This window comes from Janthinobacterium sp. C22, assembly GCF_057919405.1.
Genome location: NZ_CP193659.1, coordinates 3,564,706 through 3,585,377, shown reverse-complemented (window position 1 = coordinate 3,585,377; position 20,672 = coordinate 3,564,706). Strand labels below are relative to the sequence as shown.

Here is a 20,672-nt window from a genome sequence, read left to right as displayed (position 1 = left end):
AAAAATCGGGAGAATCGAAATGTCATTGTCACACTCGAAAACCGCACTGGGCGCCGCACTCCTGGGCAACCTTCTCGCCGTTTCCTTCACTTTGGCCATCGCGCCAGCCGCCTACGCTTCCAGCCACCGCGAAGCGCCGTTCATCACGCAAAGCCCCAAGGTCGACGGCACCGACTTCTATATGTTCCGCAGCTATGAGGCGGGACGCGGCGCCTACACCACCCTGGTGGCCGACTACCTTCCCTTGCAGGACGCCTATGGCGGCCCGAATTATTTCGCCATGGACCCGAACGCCTTGTACGAAATCCATATCGACAACAATGGCGACGGCAAGGAAGACCTCACCTTCCAGTTCCGCTTCACCAACACCATCAAGGATGACCAGTTCACCGTCGGCGGCAAGAAAGTCTCGATTCCGCTCGTCATCAACGGCGGCGCCATCGATTCCGTCAACCCGCCGGGCCTGAACGTGCGCGAAACCTACAGCGTGACGGTGGTGCGGGGCGACCGCCGCAGCGGCACGCGCAGCAGCGTCACCAATGCCAGCGGCGGCGGCAGCGTGTTCGACAAGCCCGTCGACAATATCGGCAACAAGTCCATCCCCAACTATGCCGCGTATGCCGCGCAGCACGTCTACACGGTCAACATCCCCGGCTGCGCCACGCCGGCGCGCATGTTCGTCGGCCAGCGCAAGGACCCGTTCGTGGTGAACCTGGGCGAAACGTTTGACTTGATTAACATCAAGGCGCCCGCCACGGAGTTTGCCGCGAATGCGGAGTCGGCCGCCAGGGACGACCTGGCGCGCAAGAACGTCACGGCCCTCGAAATGGAAGTGCCGACCGCCTGCCTGACGGCCGGTAGCGACCCTGTCATCGGCGGCTGGACCACGGCCAGCCTGCGCCAGGGACGTTTGCTGAACCCGGCACCGGGCGCCATTCCGGCGTCGAAGGAAGGCGGCGCCTGGGTGCAGGTGTCGCGGCTGGGCATGCCGCTGGTAAATGAAGTGGTGATCGGCCTGAAGGACAAGGACCGCTTCAACGCCAGCAAGCCGTCGGGCGATGCGCAATTTGCCGACTACGTGAAAAATCCCACCGTGCCCGCCCTGGTGGAAGTGCTGTTCGGCTCGGCAGGCGCCAAGGCGCCCACCAACTTCCCCCGCAACGACCTGGTGGCCACCTTCTTGACGGGCATCAAGGGCGTGAACCAGCCCGTCACCGTGACGGCATCGGAAATGCTGCGCCTGAATACGTCGATCGCGCCCACCAACGTCGGTGCGCAAAACCGCCTGGGCGTGATCGGCGGCGATAACGCCGGCTTCCCGAACGGCCGGCGTCCCGGCGACGACGTGGTCGACGTGGTGCTGCGCGTGGCCATGGGCAAGCTGTGCACCTTGAACATCGGCTGCGCTCCGGCCGACGCGCCGGCCGGTGGCCTGCACTTCACGGACGGCGCCTTCCTCGATGAAACCTACTTCACGGCAGGCTTTCCCTACCTGAAAAACCCCATCGCCGGTTCGCCGCAGATGTAACAAGGAGAACGCGATGAAAAAGCTCCATGCACTCAGCGCCCTGGCGCTCACGGCCCTGCTGGCAGGCTGCGGTGGCGGCGGCAGCAGCCACGGCGCAGATAACGGCAACGGCGGCACCACGCCGCCCCCGTGACCATGCTCGACGCCTTCTATACGGCCGTCAGCAACGTTATCGCGAACACCGGCGATGACAAGGAAGACATCGCCATCGACGCCATCATGGCGACGTCGCCGGAAGACACGGAACCGGTGCCGTTGTAAGGCCCTTGCTGGCGCCGGGGAGTCCGCTCTCCGGCGCCCGCATCAATGACTGTTGATGGCATCCATGATGAAAACACCGATTTCCCTGCTGTGCGCCTGCCTGCCCCTGCTGGCCTGGGCCGCGCCCTACACGCCGAAAGATGGCGGCGCCGTCATCGAACAGCTGCCGCGCCGCGCCGACACCACGCAGAGCGAGCTGCGCGGCCTGCGACAGCAATTGAATGCTACGCCGCAAGACCTGACCTTGGCGGCAAGCCTGGCGCAGCGCTACATCGCCCTGGCGCGCAGCGAAACGGACCCGCGCTACCTCGGCTACGCGCAAGCGGCCTTGGCGCCCTGGTGGCGGCAAGCGGCGCCGCCCCTGCCCGTGCGCCTGCTGCGCGCCACCATATTGCAAAGCACCCACAAGTTCGGTCTCGCCCTGCAAGACCTCGACGCCGTCATCGCGCAGCAGCCGCACAACGGCCAGGCCTGGCTGACGCGCGCCACCGTCCTCACCGTGCAGGGCGATTACGCGCAGGCGACGGCCAGCTGCGCGCGCCTGTCGGCGCTTTCCACGCAGCTGGTCACCGTCACCTGCCTTGCCAATATCGCCAGCGTCACGGGCCGCGCCGCCGCCAGCGAGCGCCTGCTGGACCTGACCTTGCAAAGGAGCGCCGGCGCGGCGCCCGAGCTGGAAAACTGGGCCGCCACCCTGCTGGCGGAAATGGCCACGCGGCGCGGCGAAATCACGCTGGCCGAAGCCCGCTACAAGACCGCGCTGGCGCGGCAGCCGCGCGACAGCTATCTGCTGGGTGCCTACGCGGATTTCCTGCTCGACCGGCAGCGCCCGCAGGAAGTCGTCAAGTTACTCAAGGACCAGCAGCGCATCGACGCCCTGCTGCTGCGTTACGCGCTGGCGCTGCAGGCGTTGCCCGGCCAGCAAGCGGCCTTCCTGGCGGCGAAGGCGGAGCTGGCGGCCCGCTTCACCGCCGCCATGCAGCGGGGCGACACCGTGCACCAGCGCGAGCAAGCCCGTTTCGCCCTGTTCTTGCAACAGGATGTGCCGTCCGCGCTGCAACTGGCGCAGAAAAACTGGGCCATCCAGAAGGAAGTGCCCGACATGCGCATCCTGCTCGAAGCGGCCCTGGCCGCGCGCAACTACGGCGCCGCGCAACCGGTGCTGGCCTGGATCGCGGCCAACGGCGTGGAAGACGTGGCCCTGCAGCGGCTTGCCAGGCAGCTGGGGCCGCAGGATGGACAAAAAATCAGTTTTATCAAGAAAGCAGGTGTGCTGTGAAACGCTGCCTGTTCATCCTGTTCCTGTGCGCCTGGCTGGCTCCCGCGCAAGCGCACAAGCCCAGCGACAGCTATCTGAGCCTGGCCGTGCACGGCCAGCAGGTCGAAGGGCAATGGGATATCGCCCTGCGCGACCTCGATTTCGCCATCGGCCTCGACGGCAATGGCGACGGCGCCCTGACCTGGGACGAAATCCGCGCCCGCCACGCGGCCATTGCCGCCTACGTGCTGCAGCGCCTGCAGCTGGCCAGCGACCAGGGCGCCTGCCCCTTGCAAGCCGTTGAACAGCTGGTCGACAACCACACGGACGGCGCCTACAACGTGCTGCGCTTTCGCGCCGACTGCCCGGGCGCTGCGCCGGCCAATCTGACCATTGGCTATACGCTGTTCGCCGACCTCGATCCGCAGCACAAGGGGCTGCTCAAGATCGACAGCGGCGGCGCCACGCAAACGGCCATCTTCGATCCGGACAGCCCGCGCCAGACTATCTCCCTGGCCGCGCCCGACCGCCTGGCGCAGTTCGGCGCGTACGTCAAGCACGGCATCTGGCATATCTGGATCGGCTACGACCATATTTTGTTTTTGCTGTCGCTGCTGCTGCCGGCCGTGCTGCTGCCGGGCTTGCGCGAACAGCAGCAGGGGCTGAAGGCGGCCTTCTATGACGTGCTGAAAGTGGTCACGGCCTTCACGCTGGCCCATTCCATCACATTGAGCCTGGCCAGCCTGTCGCTCGTCTCGCTGCCTTCGCGCTGGGTGGAGTCGGCCATCGCCGCTTCCGTCATTTTGGCCGCGCTGAACAACCTGCTGCCCCTGTTCCGCGGCAAGCGCCCCGTGGCCGCCTTTGCCTTTGGCCTGATCCACGGTTTCGGTTTTGCCAGCGTGCTGCGCGACCTGGGCTTGCCGCAAGGCTCGCTGCTGGCCAGCTTGCTGGGCTTCAACGTGGGCGTGGAACTGGGCCAGCTGGCCATCGTCGCCGCCTTCTTGCCCCTCGCCTGGCTGCTGCGCAAGACCTGGCTGTACCGGCAAGTGCTGACCGTCGGTTCGCTGGCGATTGCCCTGGTGGCGTGCGTGTGGCTGGTGGAGCGGGTGGCCGATATCAAGCTGATCAGCGCGTGATCGCATCCGATTCATTAGCACGGCTTATAAGATCATGCCGATTACAATGGCTTATCAACGGGTGGATGGTGCCTTAGAGTAGTTCCTGTCAATAACCGAAGGAGCTTTGCCATGGACCGCGTCACCCTGAACAACGGCATCAGCATGCCCGTCGCCGGCTACGGCGTCTTCCAGATACCCGACCCGGCCGAATGCGAACGCGCCGTGATCGACGCCATTGGCGCCGGCTACCGCCTGATCGACACGGCCGCGTCCTATCTGAACGAGGCGGCCGTCGGCCAGGGCATCCGCCACAGCGGCGTGGCGCGCGAGCAGCTGTTCGTCACCAGCAAGCTGTGGGTGCAGGACACGGGCTACGAGCGCACGCGCGACGCCATCGAGCAGTCGCTGCGGCGCCTGCAACTCGACTATCTGGACCTGTTCCTCATCCACCAGCCGTTCGGCGACGTGCACGGCTCCTGGCGCGCCATGCAGGATGCGTATCGCAGCGGCAAGCTGCGCGCCATCGGCGTGAGCAATTTCCAGCCCGACCGCCTGATGGACATCATCGCCTTCAACGACATCGCGCCCGCCGTCAACCAGATCGAAGTGAACCCTTTCCACCAGCAGGCCGACAGCGTGGCCTTCATGCTCGAGCACGGTGTGCAGCCGCAAGCGTGGGCGCCGTTCGCCGAAGGCCGCAACAAGCTGTTCAACAACGAGTTGCTGCTGGGCATCGCCGGCAAACACGGCAAGTCCGTGGGCCAAATCGTCCTGCGCTGGCTGACGCAGCGGGGCGTGGCCGTGCTGGCCAAAACCGTGCGCCGCGAGCGCATGGCGGAAAACCTGGCGATTGACGACTTTGACCTGGACGAAGCCGACATGGCCGCCATCGCCACCCTGGAAACGGGCAACAGCAGCTTCTTTTCGCACCGCGATCCCGCCATCGTCCAATGGATGGCCGAACGCAAGCTTGATATTTAAGGGAAAACACACATGCCAACAAAAGATACAAGCACGGGCCGCCGCGGTTTCCTGCTGGCGGCGGGCAGCCTGGCCGCCACGCCATTGATCGCCCAGGCGCAAGACCAGGCTCTGCGGGCAACGGTGGCGGGCCGCCGCAAGCTGGGCACGCTGGAAGTGTCCAGCCTGGGCCTGGGCGTGCAAAACATGAGCCGCAGCTACCAGACGACGATACCCAGCCGTCCTGAAATGCATAGAATTATCCGCACGGCCTACGAACGGGGCGTCACCTTGTTTGACGCGGCCGAAGCCTACGGCCCGCACGAGGTGGAGAGGATTCTGGGCGAAGGCGTGGCGCCATTCCGCAATGACATCGTCATCGCCACCAAGTTCGGCTGGAACATCGACCAGCAGACGGGCGAGCGCCGCCCCGGCACCAACAGCCGCCCCGATCACGTCAAGCTGGTCGTCGACGGCATGCTGCAACGCCTGCGCACGGACCGCATCGACTTGCTGTACCAGCACCGGGTCGACCCGCAAGTGCCCATCGAAGACGTGGCCGGCGCCGTGCAGGATCTGATGCGCGAAGGCAAAGTGCTGCACTGGGGCTTGTCCGAGATGGGCTTGAACACCCTGCGGCGCGCCCATGCGGCCCTGCCCGTTTCCGCCGTGCAAAGCGAATACTCGATGCTGTGGCGCGGGCCGGAAGACGGCGTGCTGGCCCTGTGCGAAGAGCTGGGCATCGGCTTCGTGCCGTGGAGCCCGCTGGGCGTGGGCTTCCTGGCGGGCGCCATCGACGCGAAAACCCGTTTTGCCGAGGGCGACATCCGCCAGGTCGAATCGCGCTTTGCACCGGAAAACATGCCGCACAACCTGGCGCTGGTGACATTGGCAAAAAACTGGGCGGCGCGCAAGCAGGCGACACCGGCCCGTATCGCCCTGGCCTGGCTGCTGGCCCAGCGGCCATGGATCGTGCCCATTCCCGGCACCACGCAGATGGCGCACCTGGAAGACAACCTGGGCGCGGCTGGCGTGCGTTTTACCCCGGCGGAACTGAGCGAACTGAATCAATCGATCGCCGCCATCGCCATCCGGGGCGCGCGCCTGCCCGATGCCGTGCTCGCCTATTCGGGCGTGGAAGCCGCAGCTCGGCCTGTCCTCAGGGGAAGCTGATAAATTCTACCGGCACGGCCTGCGTCAGCCACACGCCATTGTCGGACACATAAAACACGTGGCCCTGCGCCTGCATGGCGGCCACATCGACCGTCAGCACGACGGGCTTGCCATGGCGCGCGCCCACGGCCACGGCCGTTTCGCGGCTGGACGACAGGTGCACGTGCTTGCGCGCTCCAGGCAGCAAGCCGGCGGCATGGATCGCCTCGACAAAGCGGCTGGCCGTGCCGTGGTACAGCATGGCGGGCGGCGTGGCGGGCGGCAAGGCGATATCGACGGCGGCCAAGGAATGCCCCTGGTTGGCGCGGATGCGCAAGCCATCGTCGCTGATGGCGTAGCGCGTCTTGCTGTCGCGCGCCACCACGTCATCCAATTGTTCGCGGGAAAGGTGGCGCCCATGCCGGGCTGCCAGCGCCAGCAGCAGGCCGATGTCGGCCCAGCCCTGGGCATCGAGTGCGAGGCCGATTTTTTCAGGCGCATGGCGCAGTATGAGGGAAAGGAATTTACTGGTTTGTACTAGGTGATCGGTCATGCCCCAGTTTACCGTTATCAGAACGCATACGACAAGGTCAGGCGCGCGGAGCGCGGTTCGACCGGGTGAAAATGCCGGTCATTCACCCCGTCCGCCGCCTCGCCAGACAGGCGCGACGCATAGTAATAGTCGATATCGCTGGCACGCTTGTTGAACAGGTTGAAGACGTCGAGCGACAGCCGCGTCCTGCGGTTGAGCTGGTAAGCGAGGCGCGCATACGCGAGGGTCGTCGAGGCCGAGCGCACGCTATTGTCTTCGATCAAGGGACGGGGGCCGAAGTAGCGCAGCTGCAAGGCGCCCGACCACGGGCCCCGGTCCGTCACCGTCACGCCGAACGACGCCACCCTGTCGATCGAACCAGGAATATAATTGCCGGCTGCATCGTTTTGCGTGTAGCGCGAGCGCGAGGCGGCCAGGTCCAGGTCGAACAGCAGCCACGGCGCGGCAACATAATGGTTGTTCCACTCGATGCCGTGGCGGCGGCTGGCACGGCTGGGCTGCGTTTCGCCCGCGTCGCCCACGAACAGCAGTTCCGACGCGAGATCGAGCCGCCACAGGGCCAGCGAGCTTTGCAGGCCCGGCAGCCATTCCGTGCGCGCGCCCAGTTCCATGCCCTTGCTCGGCACGAGGGACGTCACGGGCGCGGAAGGCGAGCCATCGGGCAAGCGCGTCTGCGTCGTGCCCCGCGCATCGTTGCTATGGAAACCCTTGCCGTAGTTCACAAAAAACTCCGTCTTGCTCCACGGCCCCAGGATCAAGGACAGTTTCGGCGACACCACGTGGTCGCTCGCCGCACCGCTGTTGCCGGCTATGCTGCTGGCCACATTGAAACGGTAGGCGTCGTAGCGTACGCCCGCCACGGAACGCAGCCACGGCAGCCACTGGGTCGTGTTTTCGCCGTACAGGCCGACGCTGGCCTCGCGCACCGTGTCTTCGCGCACCGTGGCTTGCCGCACTCTGTCCACCGTGCTGTACAGTCCCACGGGCGACAGGCGGTCATAACGGGCCTGCACGCCCAGCTTGTTGCGCAGGGGAAGTCCGAACAGCTCCGTGGCCCAGCTTTCGCTGGCGTTGACACCGGCCACCGTGCGCCGCTCGCTTTGCTGGAACTGGTCGCCGGTGGCCGGGCTGGCCAGGAAGTAGGTGAAATCGCTGTTGAGCTCCAGCTGTGAGCGGATCAGGTACGCGTCAAACTCGAACAGGCGATTTTCCGTGCGCTGGCGCATCGCATACGACAGGCTGGCGCGCGACGTATCTCCCCCGTCGCTGGGCGCGAGCGAGCCGAAACGGCCGATCTGGCCGGACTCCACGGCGCGCAGCGGCACCTGGTCCGTGGCGTTCCAGCTATTCTTGTAGGCCATGGCCGTCACGCTGAAGCCGTCGTCCTGCGTGCCCTGGCTGTAGCGCAGCACGCCGCTATATTTGCGCACGCGCTCCGGCACATCCCAGGGGCCGTTGTTGCGGTTCACTTCCAGGCCGTACAGCAGGGTGCCGGGGCCGGCAGCGACGGAATCGGCCACGACGCCCCGCACATAGCCGTGCTGGCCCACGGACACGCTGGCCTGGCCTTGCGGCAATTTGTCGGCCAGGCGGATGCGCGCCGCGCCGGCCGAAGCGAAGTCGCCTTCGCCGGCAAAATACGGCCCCTTCTTGTAATCGATGCGCTGCACCAGCTCGGGAATGAGGAAATTGAGGTCCGAATAACCTTGCCCATGCGCATGCGTGCGCATGTTGACGGGCATGCCGTCGACGTAGGTGGCGAAATCCGTGCCATGGTCGAGGTTAAAGCCGCGCAGGAAATACTGGTTGGCCTTGCCGTCGCCGCTATGCTGGGTGACGATCAGGCCCGGCACGAATTCCAGCAATTCGCCCGTGCGCAAGGCGGGCCGGTTGACGATCAGCTCATTGGTGATGACGCCCTGGCTGGCCGCATCCGAGGTGCCAACGGCGTTGTCATAATGGCCTGTCACGCGCACGGTACGCGACGCATCGGTGGACGATGCGGCCTCCGGCCCAGCCGCCTTGCCGGCGCCGGTCAGCAGCAACAAGGCACAAGCTGCCAGCTGTTTGCGTTTTATCAACCGCATCGCGTCTCCCCTTTTTATGATGTCAGTACAGGCTCCTACGGGATATATACGCGGCAGGCTGGCTGCCTGGATTCAGCATTTTTCAAGGAGCGACCGTGGACCTGAGCGACAGCAGCGGCAAGGCGGGCAAAAGCGTCACGGCGGTCGTGCGCAAGCGCGACGTGCTGCCCTATATCCTGCTGTTCATCTTGCTGGCGGGCTTGCTGGCCGTGCTGGCGGGCGCCCTGCTGCCGCCCTACTACCACGCCGTGCCGGCCCTGCTGTGGAGCCTGGGCTTTTGCGTCAGCGGCATGCTGCTGGGCTTTCTGTTCGGCATACCGCGCAGTCTGCCCTCGGGCACCGTCAACGCCGCCCCGCCCGACGAGCTGGCCAATGGCAAAAGCCGTCCCACGGACGAGCCGCCCCCGGCAAGCGCCGACGCGGCAACCGGCAACCCCAGCAATACCCTGTTCCTGGGCACGCCCACGCCCATGGAAATCAATTCAAACCTGGTGGAAGTGTCGGACTGGCTGACGAAAATCATCGTCGGCGTGGGCTTGATCGAGCTCAAAAGCCTGCCCGGCAGCGCGCGCAGCATGGCCGCCTTCATCGCGCCCAGCCTGGCCACGGACACGCCCACGGCCATGGCCATCGTCGGCGGCATCATGCTGTTCTTTTCCGTGCATGGTTTTTTGATCGGCTACCTGCTCACGCGCATTTACCTGTCCATCATGATCAAGCGGGCCGACAGCCTCGTCAAGAACGAATCCGTGCGCCTCGAAAGCGGCAAGGAAATCGAAGTGACGGAACTGAGCCGCTTACAGCAAAAGTCGCTCGACGACATGCAGGAAGCCGTCACGCAGCTGCTGCTGGCGCATCCGCCCGATGGCGCCGCCGCCGTCACGGCCCTGGCCGCCGCGCCGACGGCGCAACGGCCCGTCAGCCTCGTGTTGTGGCTGGACGACCATCCGCGCAACAATACCTTGCTGATGGAGCAGCTGGAGCGGGAAAACATCAAGGTGGACCAGGCCGTGTCGACGCGGCAGGCACTGGCCATGCTGCAACAGAAGCACTACGCGCTATTCATCACGGACATGGCCAGGGTGGAAAACGGCCGCCGGGTCAAGGATGCGGGCGTGCGCACGGTGCGCGAAGTGCGGCAGGCGCAGCCCGCATTACCGATCATCGTCTATTGCAACAAGGATACGTTGGCAAGCTATGGCACGGAAGCGCAGGCGGCGGGCGCCCGTTTCATCACCACCTCGGGCACCAGCCTGCTGGCCAGCGTCAACAAGCTCATACATGAACAACGCGGAAATGAGGCTCAGCCGCCGTCGCAGACATAGCTGCCCACGTGGTGCAGCGAGCTGCGCTGCGGATGCGCCAGTTGATTCGGCGCAAACACGCACACGACAGTATCGGCCAGCACGCCCTGCGCGTCCGCGCACGCCTGCGCCAGCCAACTGTCCGCGTACGACATGCCATCGAGCAGCTCTGCCAGCGGCGCGGGCGACGCCAGCAGCGCGCTCTCGATGCAGGCCGGCTCATACCGCGTCAGGCCCGTTTCCAGGCAGAATGGCGACGGCACGGCATCGCCATCGTCCGTGTATGCGGGCGCCAGGAACGCCTGCAGCGCTTCCCAGCTGGCAAAGCGGCCGCTGCAGGCAAATACGTGGACGGTGGACACGCTTACAGCTTCTCCATCTTTTGCCGCACGGCCGGCGCCGTCGAGGCCGTCGGCGCCAGTTCCAGATAGGTTTTATAGGCGGCTTTCGCCTTCGCGGCATCGCCGGCCTTGGCATACGCGTCGCCCAGGTTCAAATAGGCAATGGCGCGCGACGGATCCATCTTGACCGTGTTTTCAAACCAGCGGGCCGCTTCGCGGTATTTTTCCTGCTTGTAGAAAACAAAGCCCAGGTTGTTGGCCGCCAGCGCGAAGTCGGGACGCAATTTCAGCGCTTCCGTAAATTGCGCTTCCGCCTGCGCGTACTGTTTCTCCTTGTACAGCTGCAAGCCGCGGTCGTTGGCCCGCTGCGCCAGCTGGCGCGTCGAGGTCGGTACGGCGCCCGGCGTGACGATCTTCTGTTCGCCGCCCTGCAAATCCTTCACCGTCACGCTGGCCGCTTGCGGCTTGGCGTCGAGCTTGCTGTTCAGGGCAATGGCTTCCGTCGACAGCTGGGTCGTGTTCGGGCTGAGGAATTCCGTCTCGCCCGGCAATTCGAAGACGAAATCGCCTCCTTCCGAACCAGGCAGGCTGCCGAACGCGGGCGTCTGGTTCGACACGCTGGACACGGCCGGCGCTACATACGCCGCCAGTTCCGTGGCCGTGATCAGGCCGTCGCCGTTCAGGTCCCCTTGCCCGCCAGGCCCTGCAGCAGGGTCCACGTGAACACGGAGTGGCCGTTCGGCCCGCCGTCGGCGACCAGCTGATCGCCGCCGCCGGCCGTCAGCATTTGCCGGCCGATGCGTTTGGCGTTATCGCGCAAGAAGGAACTGGAACCGGCGCCGCGCGTCAGGCCCAGGCCGCTGTAGCAGGCATCCATCACGAAGAAGGCATGCTTGGCCGTCAAGGACTCCGCGATATTCTGGATTTCCGTCATCGGGATCGCATCCGTGGCGAACTGCGCCGGGTCGGAATCAAACGGCACGATGTAGCCGAGGTCGCGCCCGGAGCTCAGCTTGCGCGTGGCGCCGTGGCCGGCGAAGAAGACGAAGATGCGGTCGTTCTTTTGCACGCCGCCATGGGCCAGCTTGTCATGGAAGGCGGCCAGGATGTTATTGCGCGTCGCCTCGCCATTCTTCAGGGTCACGACGCGCTCGGGCGCAAACGCGAATTTTTCGATCAGGGTCTCGCGGATGCCTTGCGCGTCGCGCACCGCATATTGCAGTTTCGGCCATTTCGCGTAGTCATCGATGCCGATCACGACGGCCCATGAATTGGCGTAGCCCGTGGTGACGGGTACTTTTTCCGGCGCCGGCGCCGAGCTTTTCGCCACCTGGAAGCTGGTGCCATCCCAGCCCGCGAATTGATAGCCTTCGGCGATCAGCTTGTCCAGCACGGCCGGCAAGGCTTTCACCGTGCGTTCATGGATGTCGTGGAACAGCACGATGCCGCGCCCCGCCTTGTCGACGGACGCCAGCACCCGGTTCGTGATCGAGCTGGGCACGGGATCGGCCCAATCCAGCGAATCGATATTCCACATCACGGATTTCAGATGCGCATCGGCCAGCGCGGCCATGCCTTCGCTGTTGCGCGCGCCATACGGAAAGCGGAACAGCGCGGCCCGCTCGGGGCTGATGGCTTTCAATAAAGTGTCGGTGCCGAGGATTTCGCCTTTCAGCTTATCGCCCGTCTGCTTCGACAACTGTGCGTGGCTGAAACTGTGGTTGCCCACGGCATAGCCTTCCTTCATCAGCTTGCGGCTCACTTCCGCGCCCGCGCCCAGCTTGGCATGGCCTTCCGCGTCCAGCGACCCCAGGTTGCGGCCCACGTTGAAGAACACGGCCGGCACGCCATATTGTTTCAGGATGGCGCTGATTTCTTCCGTGTAGCGGCGGTGCGGGCCGTCGTCGAAGGTCAGCACGATGGTTTTCTTCGGCAAGCCCAGGCCGAAGATTTCCGCCTCATCTTTTTTGGCGCCGGCTTGGCTTCGGGCATGGAGCCGGCGGGAGGAACAGCATACGGCACGACGATGCCGTTTTCCTTGAGAATCTGTTCGCGGCTGTACAGTTTTTTCAGCTGCGCCACGTAATCGTCCCACCGTTCGCGCTTGAGTTCGATGGCGCGCTGGCCCAGGTTGCCGAAAATTTGCCGGATTTCCTTTTCGTAATTGCGCTCGATCTCGCCCAGCGCGTCGAGATCCTCGGAAATGCGCTTGTGCAGCTTGATCGCCGGCAAGGACGAATCCTTGGCCACGTCGGCCAGCATGCTTTGCAGCAGCTCGCGGAAAGCCAGGCGGTCGGCGTCGTACAGGCCCGGGTCGGATTCGATATATGTCAATAAACTGTCGAGCGCCTCGAAGCGGCCCGGATTGGTGGACGCCGTCAATTGATCCAGCGCAAGATCGAGCTTGGCGATGCGTTCCTGGTTTTCATGGAACAGGGCCTGCCCCACTTTACGGGCTTCGTCGCGCGCCCCTTCGGGCAAGCTTTGCTCGTCGGCCAGCAGCACGATGATCTTGCGGAAATTGCCCAGCAAGTCGCGGAATTGGGCGGCCACGGCGGCCGTGTCGACGCCGGAATGCGGCGCGGCGGCCGGGGTGCCCGAGGCCGGGGCGCCCGGCGTGGCGGTGGCGGTGGCGGCCGGTCGGGTATAGCTATAAATGCCGGCCCCAGCGGCGAGAGCCACGACGACGGTGGCGGCGATCTTGATCGGCTTGGAAGTCACAGGCTTGTCATTCCCTTCACATACTATGCATTACATTCAGATGGCGCGGATGCGCAAGATGCATAATTGTAGAGCACGCTTGGCAAAATGCTCATCCCGCACACTGAATTTGAGCAATAATACGGCCGCAAACTCACAATGAAGTGAAAACGGGAAAGACGATGCACAAGAAACTCTGCGCTGCGGCGCTGATGCTGGGCGTGGCCCTGATGCTGCTGCAACTGCGCGCGCATGCGGGCGATGGCGTGGCCAATGTGGCTGGGCGCGTGTGCCTGCCGCACTGAGCCACGCCCTGCGGCCGGACTACACCTTGGCCGGTTCCCAGTAATTGGCCAGACCCAGCTTTTTCAAGCCGGCCGCCACGAAGCGCGGTTCCAGCAACTCTTCCGCCGTCAACGGCTGACGGATCAGCTTTTGTTCCTGCGCAAACGCCAGTACCCGGCGGTAATGGCGGTACACGGCGTCGTCATACAGGGGCGACCAGCGCTCCTTCCACTGCAGGCCCGGATCGTCGTAGCTGCGCCGCACCACGCTGTCCGGTGTGCCGTTGCGCGTGCCATCCTTGATGATCGCCTCGCGGTTGCCATCGAGCGCCGCCCAATGCTGGGCCCGCAGCCAGGCCGTGGCCACCAGTTCGGCGATATCGGGATGGGCTTGCGTAAAGTCGCGCCGCGCCCACAGTTCCGCCCGCATTTTCCTCTCCGGCAAGCCCTTGCTGGACCAGATGATGCGGCCGATGCCCTTGTCTTCCAGCGGATAGCCATTGATCATGAACAAGGCGTCGACGGCGCCCGTGGCCAGCGCGGCCGTGCCCGGCTTCAAATCCATATTAATCAGGCGAAAATCCGTGGGCGACATGCGCTGGTCGGCGATCAGCTGGCGCAAGCCCAGCTCCCACGGCCGGCCCCGGTGCACGCTGATGCGCTTGCCCTTCAGGTCGGCCAGGGACGTGGCGCGCGAGGCGGTGGGTACCAGCAAGAACTGGTCCGTGCCCCGCCCCGCCGGCACGATCACCTGCGTGCGCACGCCGCCTGCGTTGAGTATGACGGACGGCAGGTCGCCATACGCGGCCATGTCGATGCGCCCGCTGGCGAACGCCTCGTTCATGGTCGCGCCCGTGTCGCCCGTGACGGGCAGCCATTCCAGCCGCACGCCGCGCAGCTTGAGTTCACGGGCCAGCCAGCCTTCCTGCTGCACGCGGTAAGCGATACCGCCCAGTTCCGCCTTGCCGTTTTCCGCAAAGCCCGTCGAGGCGATGCGCAGGGCCGCCGGCGGCGCCCCCCGTTTTCGCCGCAGCCGAGGCCGCCTTTCCCGCCAGGGGCAGCAAGGCCAGCCCGCCCATCACCGTGCGTCGCCGCATCGCATTCTCCTCATCATCGAACATGGCCACCGTTGACGTGCTTCCCGCTCAGGCCGCGCGGCGCGTGTGCGCCAGCGCCGCGTCGAAAGGACGGGGATCGATCCACGCGCGCACGTCGACCTTGCTGGGCAGGAAGTTCCAGCGGAACAAAAAGTCGCTGAAATCCTGCAAGCCGGCGATCGACGTTTCCGCCAGATCCGTGTCCAGGCGCAGATGGGCATCCTTGCCATAGGCCACTTGCACCCAGTGCTCGCTGGCATTCGATTCGCGCGCCAGGAAGCGCCGCGTCTCGTCCGCATGGCCGCGTGCCCACGCTTCGGCCCGCAGCACCTGCTTCACCAGGGTCACGGCGGAAGCAAAATGGTGGTCGAGCAGGTGCGCATCGACGCTCAGGGTGCGCGGCGTGCCGTTGTTGGCGCGGATCAACGGTTCCGGGTGGCTGCCCGTGTCGATCACCGTGTGCAAGCCGAACTGCTGGGCCAGCTGGGCGGCCGAAGCACCTTTCAGGAAAATGGCATCCACCTCGCGCCGCAGCAAGCCCAGCAGCTCAGGGCTTTGCCCGCCGCGCCGCGCGCCGCTGAACAGATTCGTTGCCGCGCCCCGATCCGGCGCCGTCTCGCTCTGGCCCGCCTGGATCACATAATCGACCAGTTCCACGTCGGACACGGCCAGCCCTTCCAGGCTGAGCGCATTTTCCAGCCCCCGCAAGGCTTGCGCGCGCGCAAAGTCGATCTGCGCCCTGGCCCACAGGGGCAAGCCGAAACGCCGGCCCTTCAAGTCGCGCACCGTTTGAATGCCGCTGTCGGGCAGGGTCAATATCAGCTGCGTCTCGTCCGACCACGACAGGCCGATCACGCGCGTGTCGCGTCCCGCCGCGCGCGCCCACAGGGCGGGAATATTGCCGCCGTGGCGCACGGAGTTCTGCAGGGTATGGTCGAAATGCGATTCGCGCACGGCTTCCTGCTCCGACTCGCGCAAGGAGCGCAAGCTGGTACCGTCGGCGCGCAAGGCTTCTTCCAGCCAGCCTTGCTGCAGGGAAATGCCCAGGCCCGTCGGGACGGGGCAGCGCGTGTACCACAGGGTGTCGAGTGCTTGGTTTGCTGCCTGACTTTCATTGCTCATGCTGTCTCTCCAGGTTGATGGATATCAAAAAAACTACAGCGCCATCCTGCGCGCCCATTCATTGCCATCCCACAAGATGCTGGGATCCACTTCCTGCGCCACGGGCGCGTGCGCATCGTCGAGGTCGCTGAAATCCGCATGCAAGCCGTCGCGGATGGCGACAAAGCCGGCCGAACCGCGCTGGCGCGGGTGGGCCAGCAGCACGTCCTGCACCCGGCGCACCTTGCCCGGCCGCGCATCGAGCACGACGATGCGGTCAGCCAGGTAGACGGCTTCATCGATGTCATGCGTGACCATCACCATGGTGATGCCCTCGTCCTGCCACAGGCGGCGCAATTCCTGCTGCAAACGCAAGCGGGTCAGCGCGTCGAGCGCACCGAGCGGCTCGTCCAGCAGCAGCACGTCGGGCCGCCCGACCAGGGCGCGGGCAATCGCCGCCCGTTGCGACATGCCGCCCGATAATTGATGCGGATAGGCATCCGCATAGCCGTCGAGGCCCACGCGCGCGATTTCCGCCGCCACGCGGGCGTCGCGCTCGGCCTGCGGCACACGGGTATTGCTGAAGGCCACGGCCACGTTCTGCTGCACCGTCAGCCACGGAAACAAACGGTGGTCCTGGAACACGAGGCCCCGGCGCAAGTCCGTGCCACGGATCGGCACGCCATCGTGCAGAAGCAAGCCCGTGTACTCCGTATCGAGACCCGCCAGCAGGCGCAGCAGGGTGGATTTTCCGCAACCGGACGCGCCCACGATGGCGACGAATTCGCCGGGGGCGATCGTCAGGGAAATATCGTCGAGCACCAGCAGCGGCGCGCCTTTCAGCGCAAACGACTTGCTCACGTGCTGCACTTGCAAGCCGCCGTTCAGGTGCTGCCGCTGCGGCAGCAAGGTCGAGGGGGAAACAAAATCATTCATGGTGCGCTCTCTACGGTGGGGGCGAGGGAAGGAATGGCGGCCGGAGGCGCCCGGCGCAGCCAGCGGATGCCGTGGAAACAGAGCCAGGCGGCCAGCCAGGGAAACAGCCAGATCAGAAATACATTGCGCAAGCCCGTCACGTCGGCCAGATGGCCGGCCGCCAGCGCGCCAGCCGTGCCGCCCACCATGCCGAACAGGGTCAGATGGGCGGAAACGCGGGCCTTGTCGACAGGTGCGCGGGCGATATTGTCCGTATTGACGAGGTTATTCACGCCCAGGCCCAGGCCCAGCAGCACGGAGGCGCCCAGGTAGGCGATGCTGGACGGCCACAGGCCCAGGATCAGCAAGGCCGCCATGATGGCCAGGTGGGCGCCGCCATACAGTTGCTCGCGGTAACGGCTGGCCAGCACGAAGCGCCCCAGGAACAGCAGCACCAGCACGCAGCTGAGTCCCTGCACGGCCATCAGCCAGACGGAGTGGTGCGCAGGCCAGTGCAGCACGCGGATGGCCAGCAGGATGGAAAACACGCCCACGCTGGATGCCGTGAAGCTGGCAAGGATTTCGAACAGGTAAGTCACGCGCACGATGGGCAGTCGCAGCAGTTCGCGCAGGCCGGCCGCACCGGGCAGCGCACCCTGTCCCGCCTGCTTGCGGGGTGCCGTATTGTCAGGCAACACTTGCCAGCCCAGCACGGCCAGGATGGCAAACATCAGGGCGGAAATCAGGAAGCCCGCCTTCAGGCCCAGCTGCGCGATCAGGTAATTGCCGCACAAAGGCCCCAGGAACTGCATGCCGAGGATTAATGTGCCTTTGTACCAGCCCGCCTTGCCCTGCCCCAGTTCCGGCAGGCGCACGAGAAACACCGTGCTCATGGCCACGATGCGCAGCGAGATGCACAGTCCCACGAGAAACATCAGCAGGGCCACCCATTGCCAGCCGGGCAGCCACGGCAGCACGCAAAAGGCCAGCGCCAGGCTCAGGCTCACGCCCGCGTACAGGTGCTTCGGATTGCCGCGCGACAAGATATAGCCGGCAGGAATGGTGCCCAACGCCATGGCCAGGGTTTCCGCGCTGCTGATCGCGGCCAGCTGGAAATTGCTCACGTGCAAATGCAAGCCCAGCAAGGTGGCCAGCACCTTGTTCATGCCGATGGTCACGCCCGACAGCAAGGTCAGGCCGATAAAGCGCAGCAGGAAGGCGCGCAGCTCCCCTTCGCGGGCACTGACGGCCGCGTCGGGCTGGAATGGCAGGGATTTACTCACTGCTGCGCCCCTTCACCAGCAGACGCGCGAGTCGCGCAAACGCCACGTTCATCGCTTGCGCCAGCAAGGCGATCACCAGCACGGCCAGCAGGACGACGTCCATGCGGCCCGACACTTCGCCATTGAGCAGCAAGGAACCCATGCCGGGACCGGCCGCAAACAGCAGTTCGCCGCCCAGGCACGCCAGCCAGGCGAACGCCAGCGCATGCGTGACACCGGTGACGATGGCCGGCATGGCGCCCGGCAACAGAATCTGGCGCAAGGTCTGCCAGCGCGTCAGGGTCAGCACCTGCCCCACTTCGCGTAATCTCCCCTCCACCTGGCGCATGCCCGCATACGTGTTGAGCACGGTAGGATAAAAGGCGGCGATGGCGATCACCAGCAGCTTGGCGCCGTCGCCATTGCCCACCCACAAGCCCAGCAGTGGAATCAGGCCCAACAGGGGGACCTGACGGATGCTGTGGAACAGCGGGCCGATGAGGCGGTCCGCCAGCGGCGACTGCGCCATCAGCGCGCCCGTGACGATGCCGGCGCTGCCGCCCAGCAGCAAGCCGGCCAGCGTGCGTCCCAGGCTGGCGCGCAGATGCACCCACAGTTCGCCCGTCAAGACCAGGTCGCGCAGGCTGTGCGCCAGATCGCCCAGCGAGACGAAGATGTAGGCGGCGGCCGCCCCTGGCCCGATGCCCATTGCCAGGCGCCCAGCAAGGCCAGCGGCAGCAGCGCGCCCTTGATCACCAACACTACACGCTGCCTCATGCGGACTCCCCATTACGCTTCCAGCGCATCAATCTTGCCTCCAGCGCATGGCACGCCCGGTCCAGGCCAAAGCCGATCACGCCCGTCAGCACCACGCCCACCATCACCACGTCGAGGCGGAACATTTGCCGGCCCATTTCCATCATCTGGCCCAGGCCGCTGTCGGCAGCCAGCAATTCCGCGCCCACCAGCACCATCCACGAACGCGACAGGGCGATGCGCATGCCCGTCAGCGCGGCCGGCACGATGGCGGGCAGGACGATGAAACAGATGCGCTGCCAGCGCGAAAAGCAATACACTTGCGCTACCTCAAAATAGCGCTGAGACAGGTTGCGGATGGCGTCATGCACGGCCAGCGCCACGATGAAGAAGCTGGCCTTGGCCACGATAAACACCTTGAAACTCTCGCCTATGCCGAACAGCAAGATAAACAAAGGGATCAGGGCCACGGTTGGCAACTGGCGCAAGACATTGAAAGTGGGATCGACATAGCTGCGCAAGCCAGGCGACAAACCCAGCACGACGCCGAAGGCCAGGCCCGCGCTGGCGCCCAGGCCGAAACCGGCCAGCAGGCGGAACAGGCTGATGCCCAGGTGCTGGCCCAATTCTCCGCTTTCGGCCAGGTCCGCCGCCGTCAGCAATACTTGCCAGGGCGACATCAAGATGTGCGCAGGCATCCATTCGAAGGTGGTGGCGGCCGTCCACAGCAGCAGCAAGGCGAGCGGCGAGGCCCACACGGACCAGCGCGAGCGCACAAAGCGCTGCAGCCACGGGCCATGCGCGGCACGCGCCGGCGCGGGAGCACGCGGCAAGGCGATGGCGTTGACGAGAGTATTCATGCGCGCTCCGTCATGGCGACCAGTAGGTTTGCAGCTTCAGCTGCGTCAGCGCCTGGTTGACGAACTGGGGCGCGAACAGGCTGTCGACTTGCAGCGGACGCCCGATCAGCCCCGCGCTCTTCGCATACGCCGCCTCGCCCACGTAATGCTGGCGCAGGCTGGCCGTAAACAGGGGGACCAGCGCGCCTGCCACGGCGTATGGTCGCCCGCCAGCTCGCGCCGCACCACGCTTTCCACCTGGCCCGCGGACGCCTCCGTGCGCACGTACTCGTCTTCGCCACCGGTGCCGGCGGCCCGGTGGTGCTCGCGCACATACGCCGTCACCACCAGCTGGGCCAGTTGCGGCCAGCGTTGCAGGAAGCCGCTGTCGGCCCACAGTTCGGCGCGCATCTTCCAGTCCTGCGGCGGCGCCTTGCTGGACCAGATGATCTTGCCGACCTTTTTATCTTCCAGCAAAAAGGCGTCGCTGAGGGTGAAGAGGGCGTCGGCGCCGCCCGTCGCCACGGCCGCCGCGCCCGCCTGCGGGTTCAGGTTGAGGATCTTGACGTCGCGCAAGGTCATGCCATTCGCTTCGAGCAGCCGCGCGAACGGATATTCCCATGGCCGCCCCCGGTGCAGGGCGATCTTCTTGCCCTTCAGCTCCTTGATCGACTTCGCCGTGGAGCCGTTCGGCACCACCAGGTAGGTGTTGCTGAAGCTGCCGCCAGGCAAAATCAGCCGCGTCTGCAAGCCCGAGGCATTGGCGATGATCGATGGCAGGTCGCCATACTGGGCCAGGTCGATCGAGTGGTTGGCAAACGCCTCGTTGACTTGCGTCGCCACGGAATTGGTGGTGACGGGCACCCATTCCAGCTTCACGCCCAGCTTGCCCAGTTCGGCCGCCAGCCAGCCTTGCGCGGCCACCTGGGCGGCAGAACCGGCAAACACGGTCTTGCCGGACGATGCCGTGCGCGCCACGACGGCGATGCGCACGGCGGCCGGCAGCGGATCGGCGGCCGCCGCGATGGCTGGCGCCAGCAGGCTGGCCGCCACGGCGGCAGCGAATACTTTGCGCCAGCGCAAACGTAAGAATTTCAATGACATCTGGGGCCTGTTCTTAATTAAATATTTTTTACACAACGACACCTGACAAAAC

Annotated in this window: 22 protein-coding genes; 8 read left to right on the top strand and 14 right to left on the bottom strand. The window is 65.3% G+C overall.

The genetic code is table 11. From position 1 onward, the window contains the following. Nucleotides 1–19 precede the first annotated feature (19 nt). The 6 genes from ACRHIG_RS16735 to ACRHIG_RS16710 all read left to right on the top strand — a co-directional run bounded on the left by ACRHIG_RS16735 (nt 20) and on the right by ACRHIG_RS16710 (nt 6,298). Nucleotides 20–1,528, top strand: coding sequence for a DUF4331 domain-containing protein (locus tag ACRHIG_RS16735; protein ID WP_489627161.1), 1,509 nt, complete (start codon nt 20–22; stop codon nt 1,526–1,528). Nucleotides 1,529–1,657: 129 nt separating this feature from the next. After that, nucleotides 1,658–1,789 carry a hypothetical protein gene (locus ACRHIG_RS16730; protein ID WP_489627160.1) on the top strand — a complete coding sequence of 44 codons (132 nt, stop codon included), beginning with the start codon at nt 1,658–1,660 and terminating at the stop codon, nt 1,787–1,789. A gap of 67 nt (nt 1,790–1,856) precedes the next feature. Continuing rightward, nucleotides 1,857–3,068: a hypothetical protein gene (locus ACRHIG_RS16725; protein WP_489627159.1), complete on the top strand. Its 1,212-nt coding sequence runs from the start codon at nt 1,857–1,859 to the stop codon at nt 3,066–3,068. Further along, a complete protein-coding gene (locus ACRHIG_RS16720; RefSeq protein WP_489627158.1) occupies nt 3,065–4,183 on the top strand; it encodes a HupE/UreJ family protein in 1,119 nt (372 codons plus the stop codon). The genes ACRHIG_RS16725 and ACRHIG_RS16720 overlap by 4 nt, the downstream gene beginning before the upstream one ends. Nucleotides 4,184–4,294: 111 nt before the next feature. Continuing rightward, nucleotides 4,295–5,146 carry an aldo/keto reductase gene (locus tag ACRHIG_RS16715; RefSeq protein ID WP_489627157.1) on the top strand — a complete coding sequence of 284 codons (852 nt, stop codon included), beginning with the start codon at nt 4,295–4,297 and terminating at the stop codon, nt 5,144–5,146. Nucleotides 5,147–5,158: 12 nt separating this feature from the next. Continuing rightward, nucleotides 5,159–6,298 (top strand): aldo/keto reductase, encoded by a 1,140-nt coding sequence (locus ACRHIG_RS16710; protein WP_489627156.1) that lies wholly within the window; start codon nt 5,159–5,161, stop codon nt 6,296–6,298. Here ACRHIG_RS16710 and ACRHIG_RS16705 read toward each other — a convergent pair. Together ACRHIG_RS16705 and ACRHIG_RS16700 are read right to left on the bottom strand one after the other, a co-directional pair. Then, nucleotides 6,285–6,830, bottom strand: coding sequence for an RNA 2'-phosphotransferase (locus ACRHIG_RS16705; protein ID WP_489627155.1), 546 nt, complete (start codon nt 6,828–6,830; stop codon nt 6,285–6,287). The two genes, ACRHIG_RS16710 and ACRHIG_RS16705, sit on opposite strands and share 14 nt — an antisense overlap. Before the next feature lie 17 nt (nt 6,831–6,847). After that, on the bottom strand, nt 6,848–8,917 hold the full coding sequence (locus ACRHIG_RS16700) for a TonB-dependent receptor (RefSeq protein WP_489627154.1): 2,070 nt from the start codon (nt 8,915–8,917) through the stop codon (nt 6,848–6,850). Between the two features lie 95 nt (nt 8,918–9,012). On the opposite strand from ACRHIG_RS16700, the gene ACRHIG_RS16695 reads away from it, so the two are divergent. Continuing rightward, entirely contained in the window at nt 9,013–10,242 is a 1,230-nt protein-coding gene (locus tag ACRHIG_RS16695) for a response regulator (protein WP_475415000.1), read from the top strand. Here the strand turns inward: ACRHIG_RS16695 and ACRHIG_RS16690 are convergent. The 4 genes from ACRHIG_RS16690 to ACRHIG_RS16675 are packed head-to-tail and all read right to left on the bottom strand — an operon-like array spanning nt 10,221 to nt 13,283. After that, nucleotides 10,221–10,583, bottom strand: coding sequence for an immunity 22 family protein (locus ACRHIG_RS16690; RefSeq protein WP_489627153.1), 363 nt, complete (start codon nt 10,581–10,583; stop codon nt 10,221–10,223). The genes ACRHIG_RS16695 and ACRHIG_RS16690 overlap by 22 nt on opposite strands. 2 nt (nt 10,584–10,585) lie before the next feature. Further along, nucleotides 10,586–11,281 (bottom strand): tetratricopeptide repeat protein, encoded by a 696-nt coding sequence (locus ACRHIG_RS16685; protein WP_489627152.1) that lies wholly within the window; start codon nt 11,279–11,281, stop codon nt 10,586–10,588. Beyond that, a complete protein-coding gene (locus tag ACRHIG_RS16680) occupies nt 11,242–12,498 on the bottom strand; it encodes a polysaccharide deacetylase family protein (protein WP_489627151.1) in 1,257 nt (418 codons plus the stop codon). The genes ACRHIG_RS16685 and ACRHIG_RS16680 overlap by 40 nt, the downstream gene beginning before the upstream one ends. Then, a complete protein-coding gene (locus ACRHIG_RS16675; protein WP_489627150.1) occupies nt 12,474–13,283 on the bottom strand; it encodes a hypothetical protein in 810 nt (269 codons plus the stop codon). The genes ACRHIG_RS16680 and ACRHIG_RS16675 overlap by 25 nt, the downstream gene beginning before the upstream one ends. Nucleotides 13,284–13,444: 161 nt before the next feature. Between ACRHIG_RS16675 and ACRHIG_RS16670 the strand changes: the two genes are divergently transcribed. Next, nucleotides 13,445–13,567 (top strand): hypothetical protein, encoded by a 123-nt coding sequence (locus ACRHIG_RS16670; protein WP_489627149.1) that lies wholly within the window; start codon nt 13,445–13,447, stop codon nt 13,565–13,567. Between the two features lie 19 nt (nt 13,568–13,586). Here ACRHIG_RS16670 and ACRHIG_RS16665 read toward each other — a convergent pair whose 3' ends face one another. The 8 genes from ACRHIG_RS16665 to ACRHIG_RS16630 all read right to left on the bottom strand — a co-directional run bounded on the left by ACRHIG_RS16665 (nt 13,587) and on the right by ACRHIG_RS16630 (nt 20,620). Further along, nucleotides 13,587–14,480 (bottom strand): ABC transporter substrate-binding protein, encoded by an 894-nt coding sequence (locus ACRHIG_RS16665; RefSeq protein ID WP_489627148.1) that lies wholly within the window; start codon nt 14,478–14,480, stop codon nt 13,587–13,589. Between the two features lie 211 nt (nt 14,481–14,691). Further along, complete coding sequence (locus ACRHIG_RS16660) at nt 14,692–15,765, bottom strand: ABC transporter substrate-binding protein (RefSeq protein ID WP_489627147.1); 1,074 nt, start codon at nt 15,763–15,765, stop codon at nt 14,692–14,694. A 33-nt stretch (nt 15,766–15,798) separates the two neighbouring features. Continuing rightward, nucleotides 15,799–16,680 (bottom strand): ABC transporter ATP-binding protein, encoded by an 882-nt coding sequence (locus ACRHIG_RS16655; protein ID WP_475414994.1) that lies wholly within the window; start codon nt 16,678–16,680, stop codon nt 15,799–15,801. Continuing rightward, nucleotides 16,677–17,942 (bottom strand): MFS transporter, encoded by a 1,266-nt coding sequence (locus tag ACRHIG_RS16650; RefSeq protein WP_489627146.1) that lies wholly within the window; start codon nt 17,940–17,942, stop codon nt 16,677–16,679. Before ACRHIG_RS16650 ends, ACRHIG_RS16655 begins: the two co-directional genes overlap by 4 nt. After that, entirely contained in the window at nt 17,935–18,630 is a 696-nt protein-coding gene (locus ACRHIG_RS16645; protein ID WP_489627145.1) for an ABC transporter permease, read from the bottom strand. The genes ACRHIG_RS16650 and ACRHIG_RS16645 overlap by 8 nt, the downstream gene beginning before the upstream one ends. Before the next feature lie 64 nt (nt 18,631–18,694). Further along, nucleotides 18,695–19,537 (bottom strand): ABC transporter permease, encoded by an 843-nt coding sequence (locus ACRHIG_RS16640; RefSeq protein WP_489627144.1) that lies wholly within the window; start codon nt 19,535–19,537, stop codon nt 18,695–18,697. A 10-nt stretch (nt 19,538–19,547) separates the two neighbouring features. Continuing rightward, a complete protein-coding gene (locus ACRHIG_RS16635; RefSeq protein ID WP_489627143.1) occupies nt 19,548–19,679 on the bottom strand; it encodes a hypothetical protein in 132 nt (43 codons plus the stop codon). Beyond that, the gene (locus ACRHIG_RS16630; RefSeq protein WP_489627142.1) at nt 19,643–20,620 is read right to left on the bottom strand and encodes a PhnD/SsuA/transferrin family substrate-binding protein; all 978 of its coding nucleotides are present in this window, start codon (nt 20,618–20,620) and stop codon (nt 19,643–19,645) included. Before ACRHIG_RS16630 ends, ACRHIG_RS16635 begins: the two co-directional genes overlap by 37 nt. Between the last annotated feature and the right edge of the window lie 52 nt (nt 20,621–20,672).

Bases quoted from the DNA above. Each gene is read 5' to 3' on its own strand.
- ACRHIG_RS16735 (WP_489627161.1), top strand. From the start codon at position 20: ATGTCATTGTCACACTCGAAAACCGCACTGGGCGCCGCACTCCTGGGC.
- ACRHIG_RS16725 (WP_489627159.1), top strand. From the start codon at position 1,857: ATGAAAACACCGATTTCCCTGCTGTGCGCCTGCCTGCCCCTGCTGGCC.
- ACRHIG_RS16715 (WP_489627157.1), top strand. From the start codon at position 4,295: ATGGACCGCGTCACCCTGAACAACGGCATCAGCATGCCCGTCGCCGGC.
- ACRHIG_RS16710 (WP_489627156.1), top strand. From the start codon at position 5,159: ATGCCAACAAAAGATACAAGCACGGGCCGCCGCGGTTTCCTGCTGGCG.
- ACRHIG_RS16705 (WP_489627155.1), bottom strand. From the start codon at position 6,830: ATGACCGATCACCTAGTACAAACCAGTAAATTCCTTTCCCTCATACTG.
- ACRHIG_RS16700 (WP_489627154.1), bottom strand. From the start codon at position 8,917: ATGCGGTTGATAAAACGCAAACAGCTGGCAGCTTGTGCCTTGTTGCTG.
- ACRHIG_RS16670 (WP_489627149.1), top strand. From the start codon at position 13,445: ATGCACAAGAAACTCTGCGCTGCGGCGCTGATGCTGGGCGTGGCCCTG.
- ACRHIG_RS16660 (WP_489627147.1), bottom strand. From the start codon at position 15,765: ATGAGCAATGAAAGTCAGGCAGCAAACCAAGCACTCGACACCCTGTGG.
- ACRHIG_RS16655 (WP_475414994.1), bottom strand. From the start codon at position 16,680: ATGAATGATTTTGTTTCCCCCTCGACCTTGCTGCCGCAGCGGCAGCAC.
- ACRHIG_RS16645 (WP_489627145.1), bottom strand. From the start codon at position 18,630: ATGGGCATCGGGCCAGGGGCGGCCGCCGCCTACATCTTCGTCTCGCTG.
- ACRHIG_RS16640 (WP_489627144.1), bottom strand. From the start codon at position 19,537: ATGAATACTCTCGTCAACGCCATCGCCTTGCCGCGTGCTCCCGCGCCG.
- ACRHIG_RS16630 (WP_489627142.1), bottom strand. From the start codon at position 20,620: ATGTCATTGAAATTCTTACGTTTGCGCTGGCGCAAAGTATTCGCTGCC.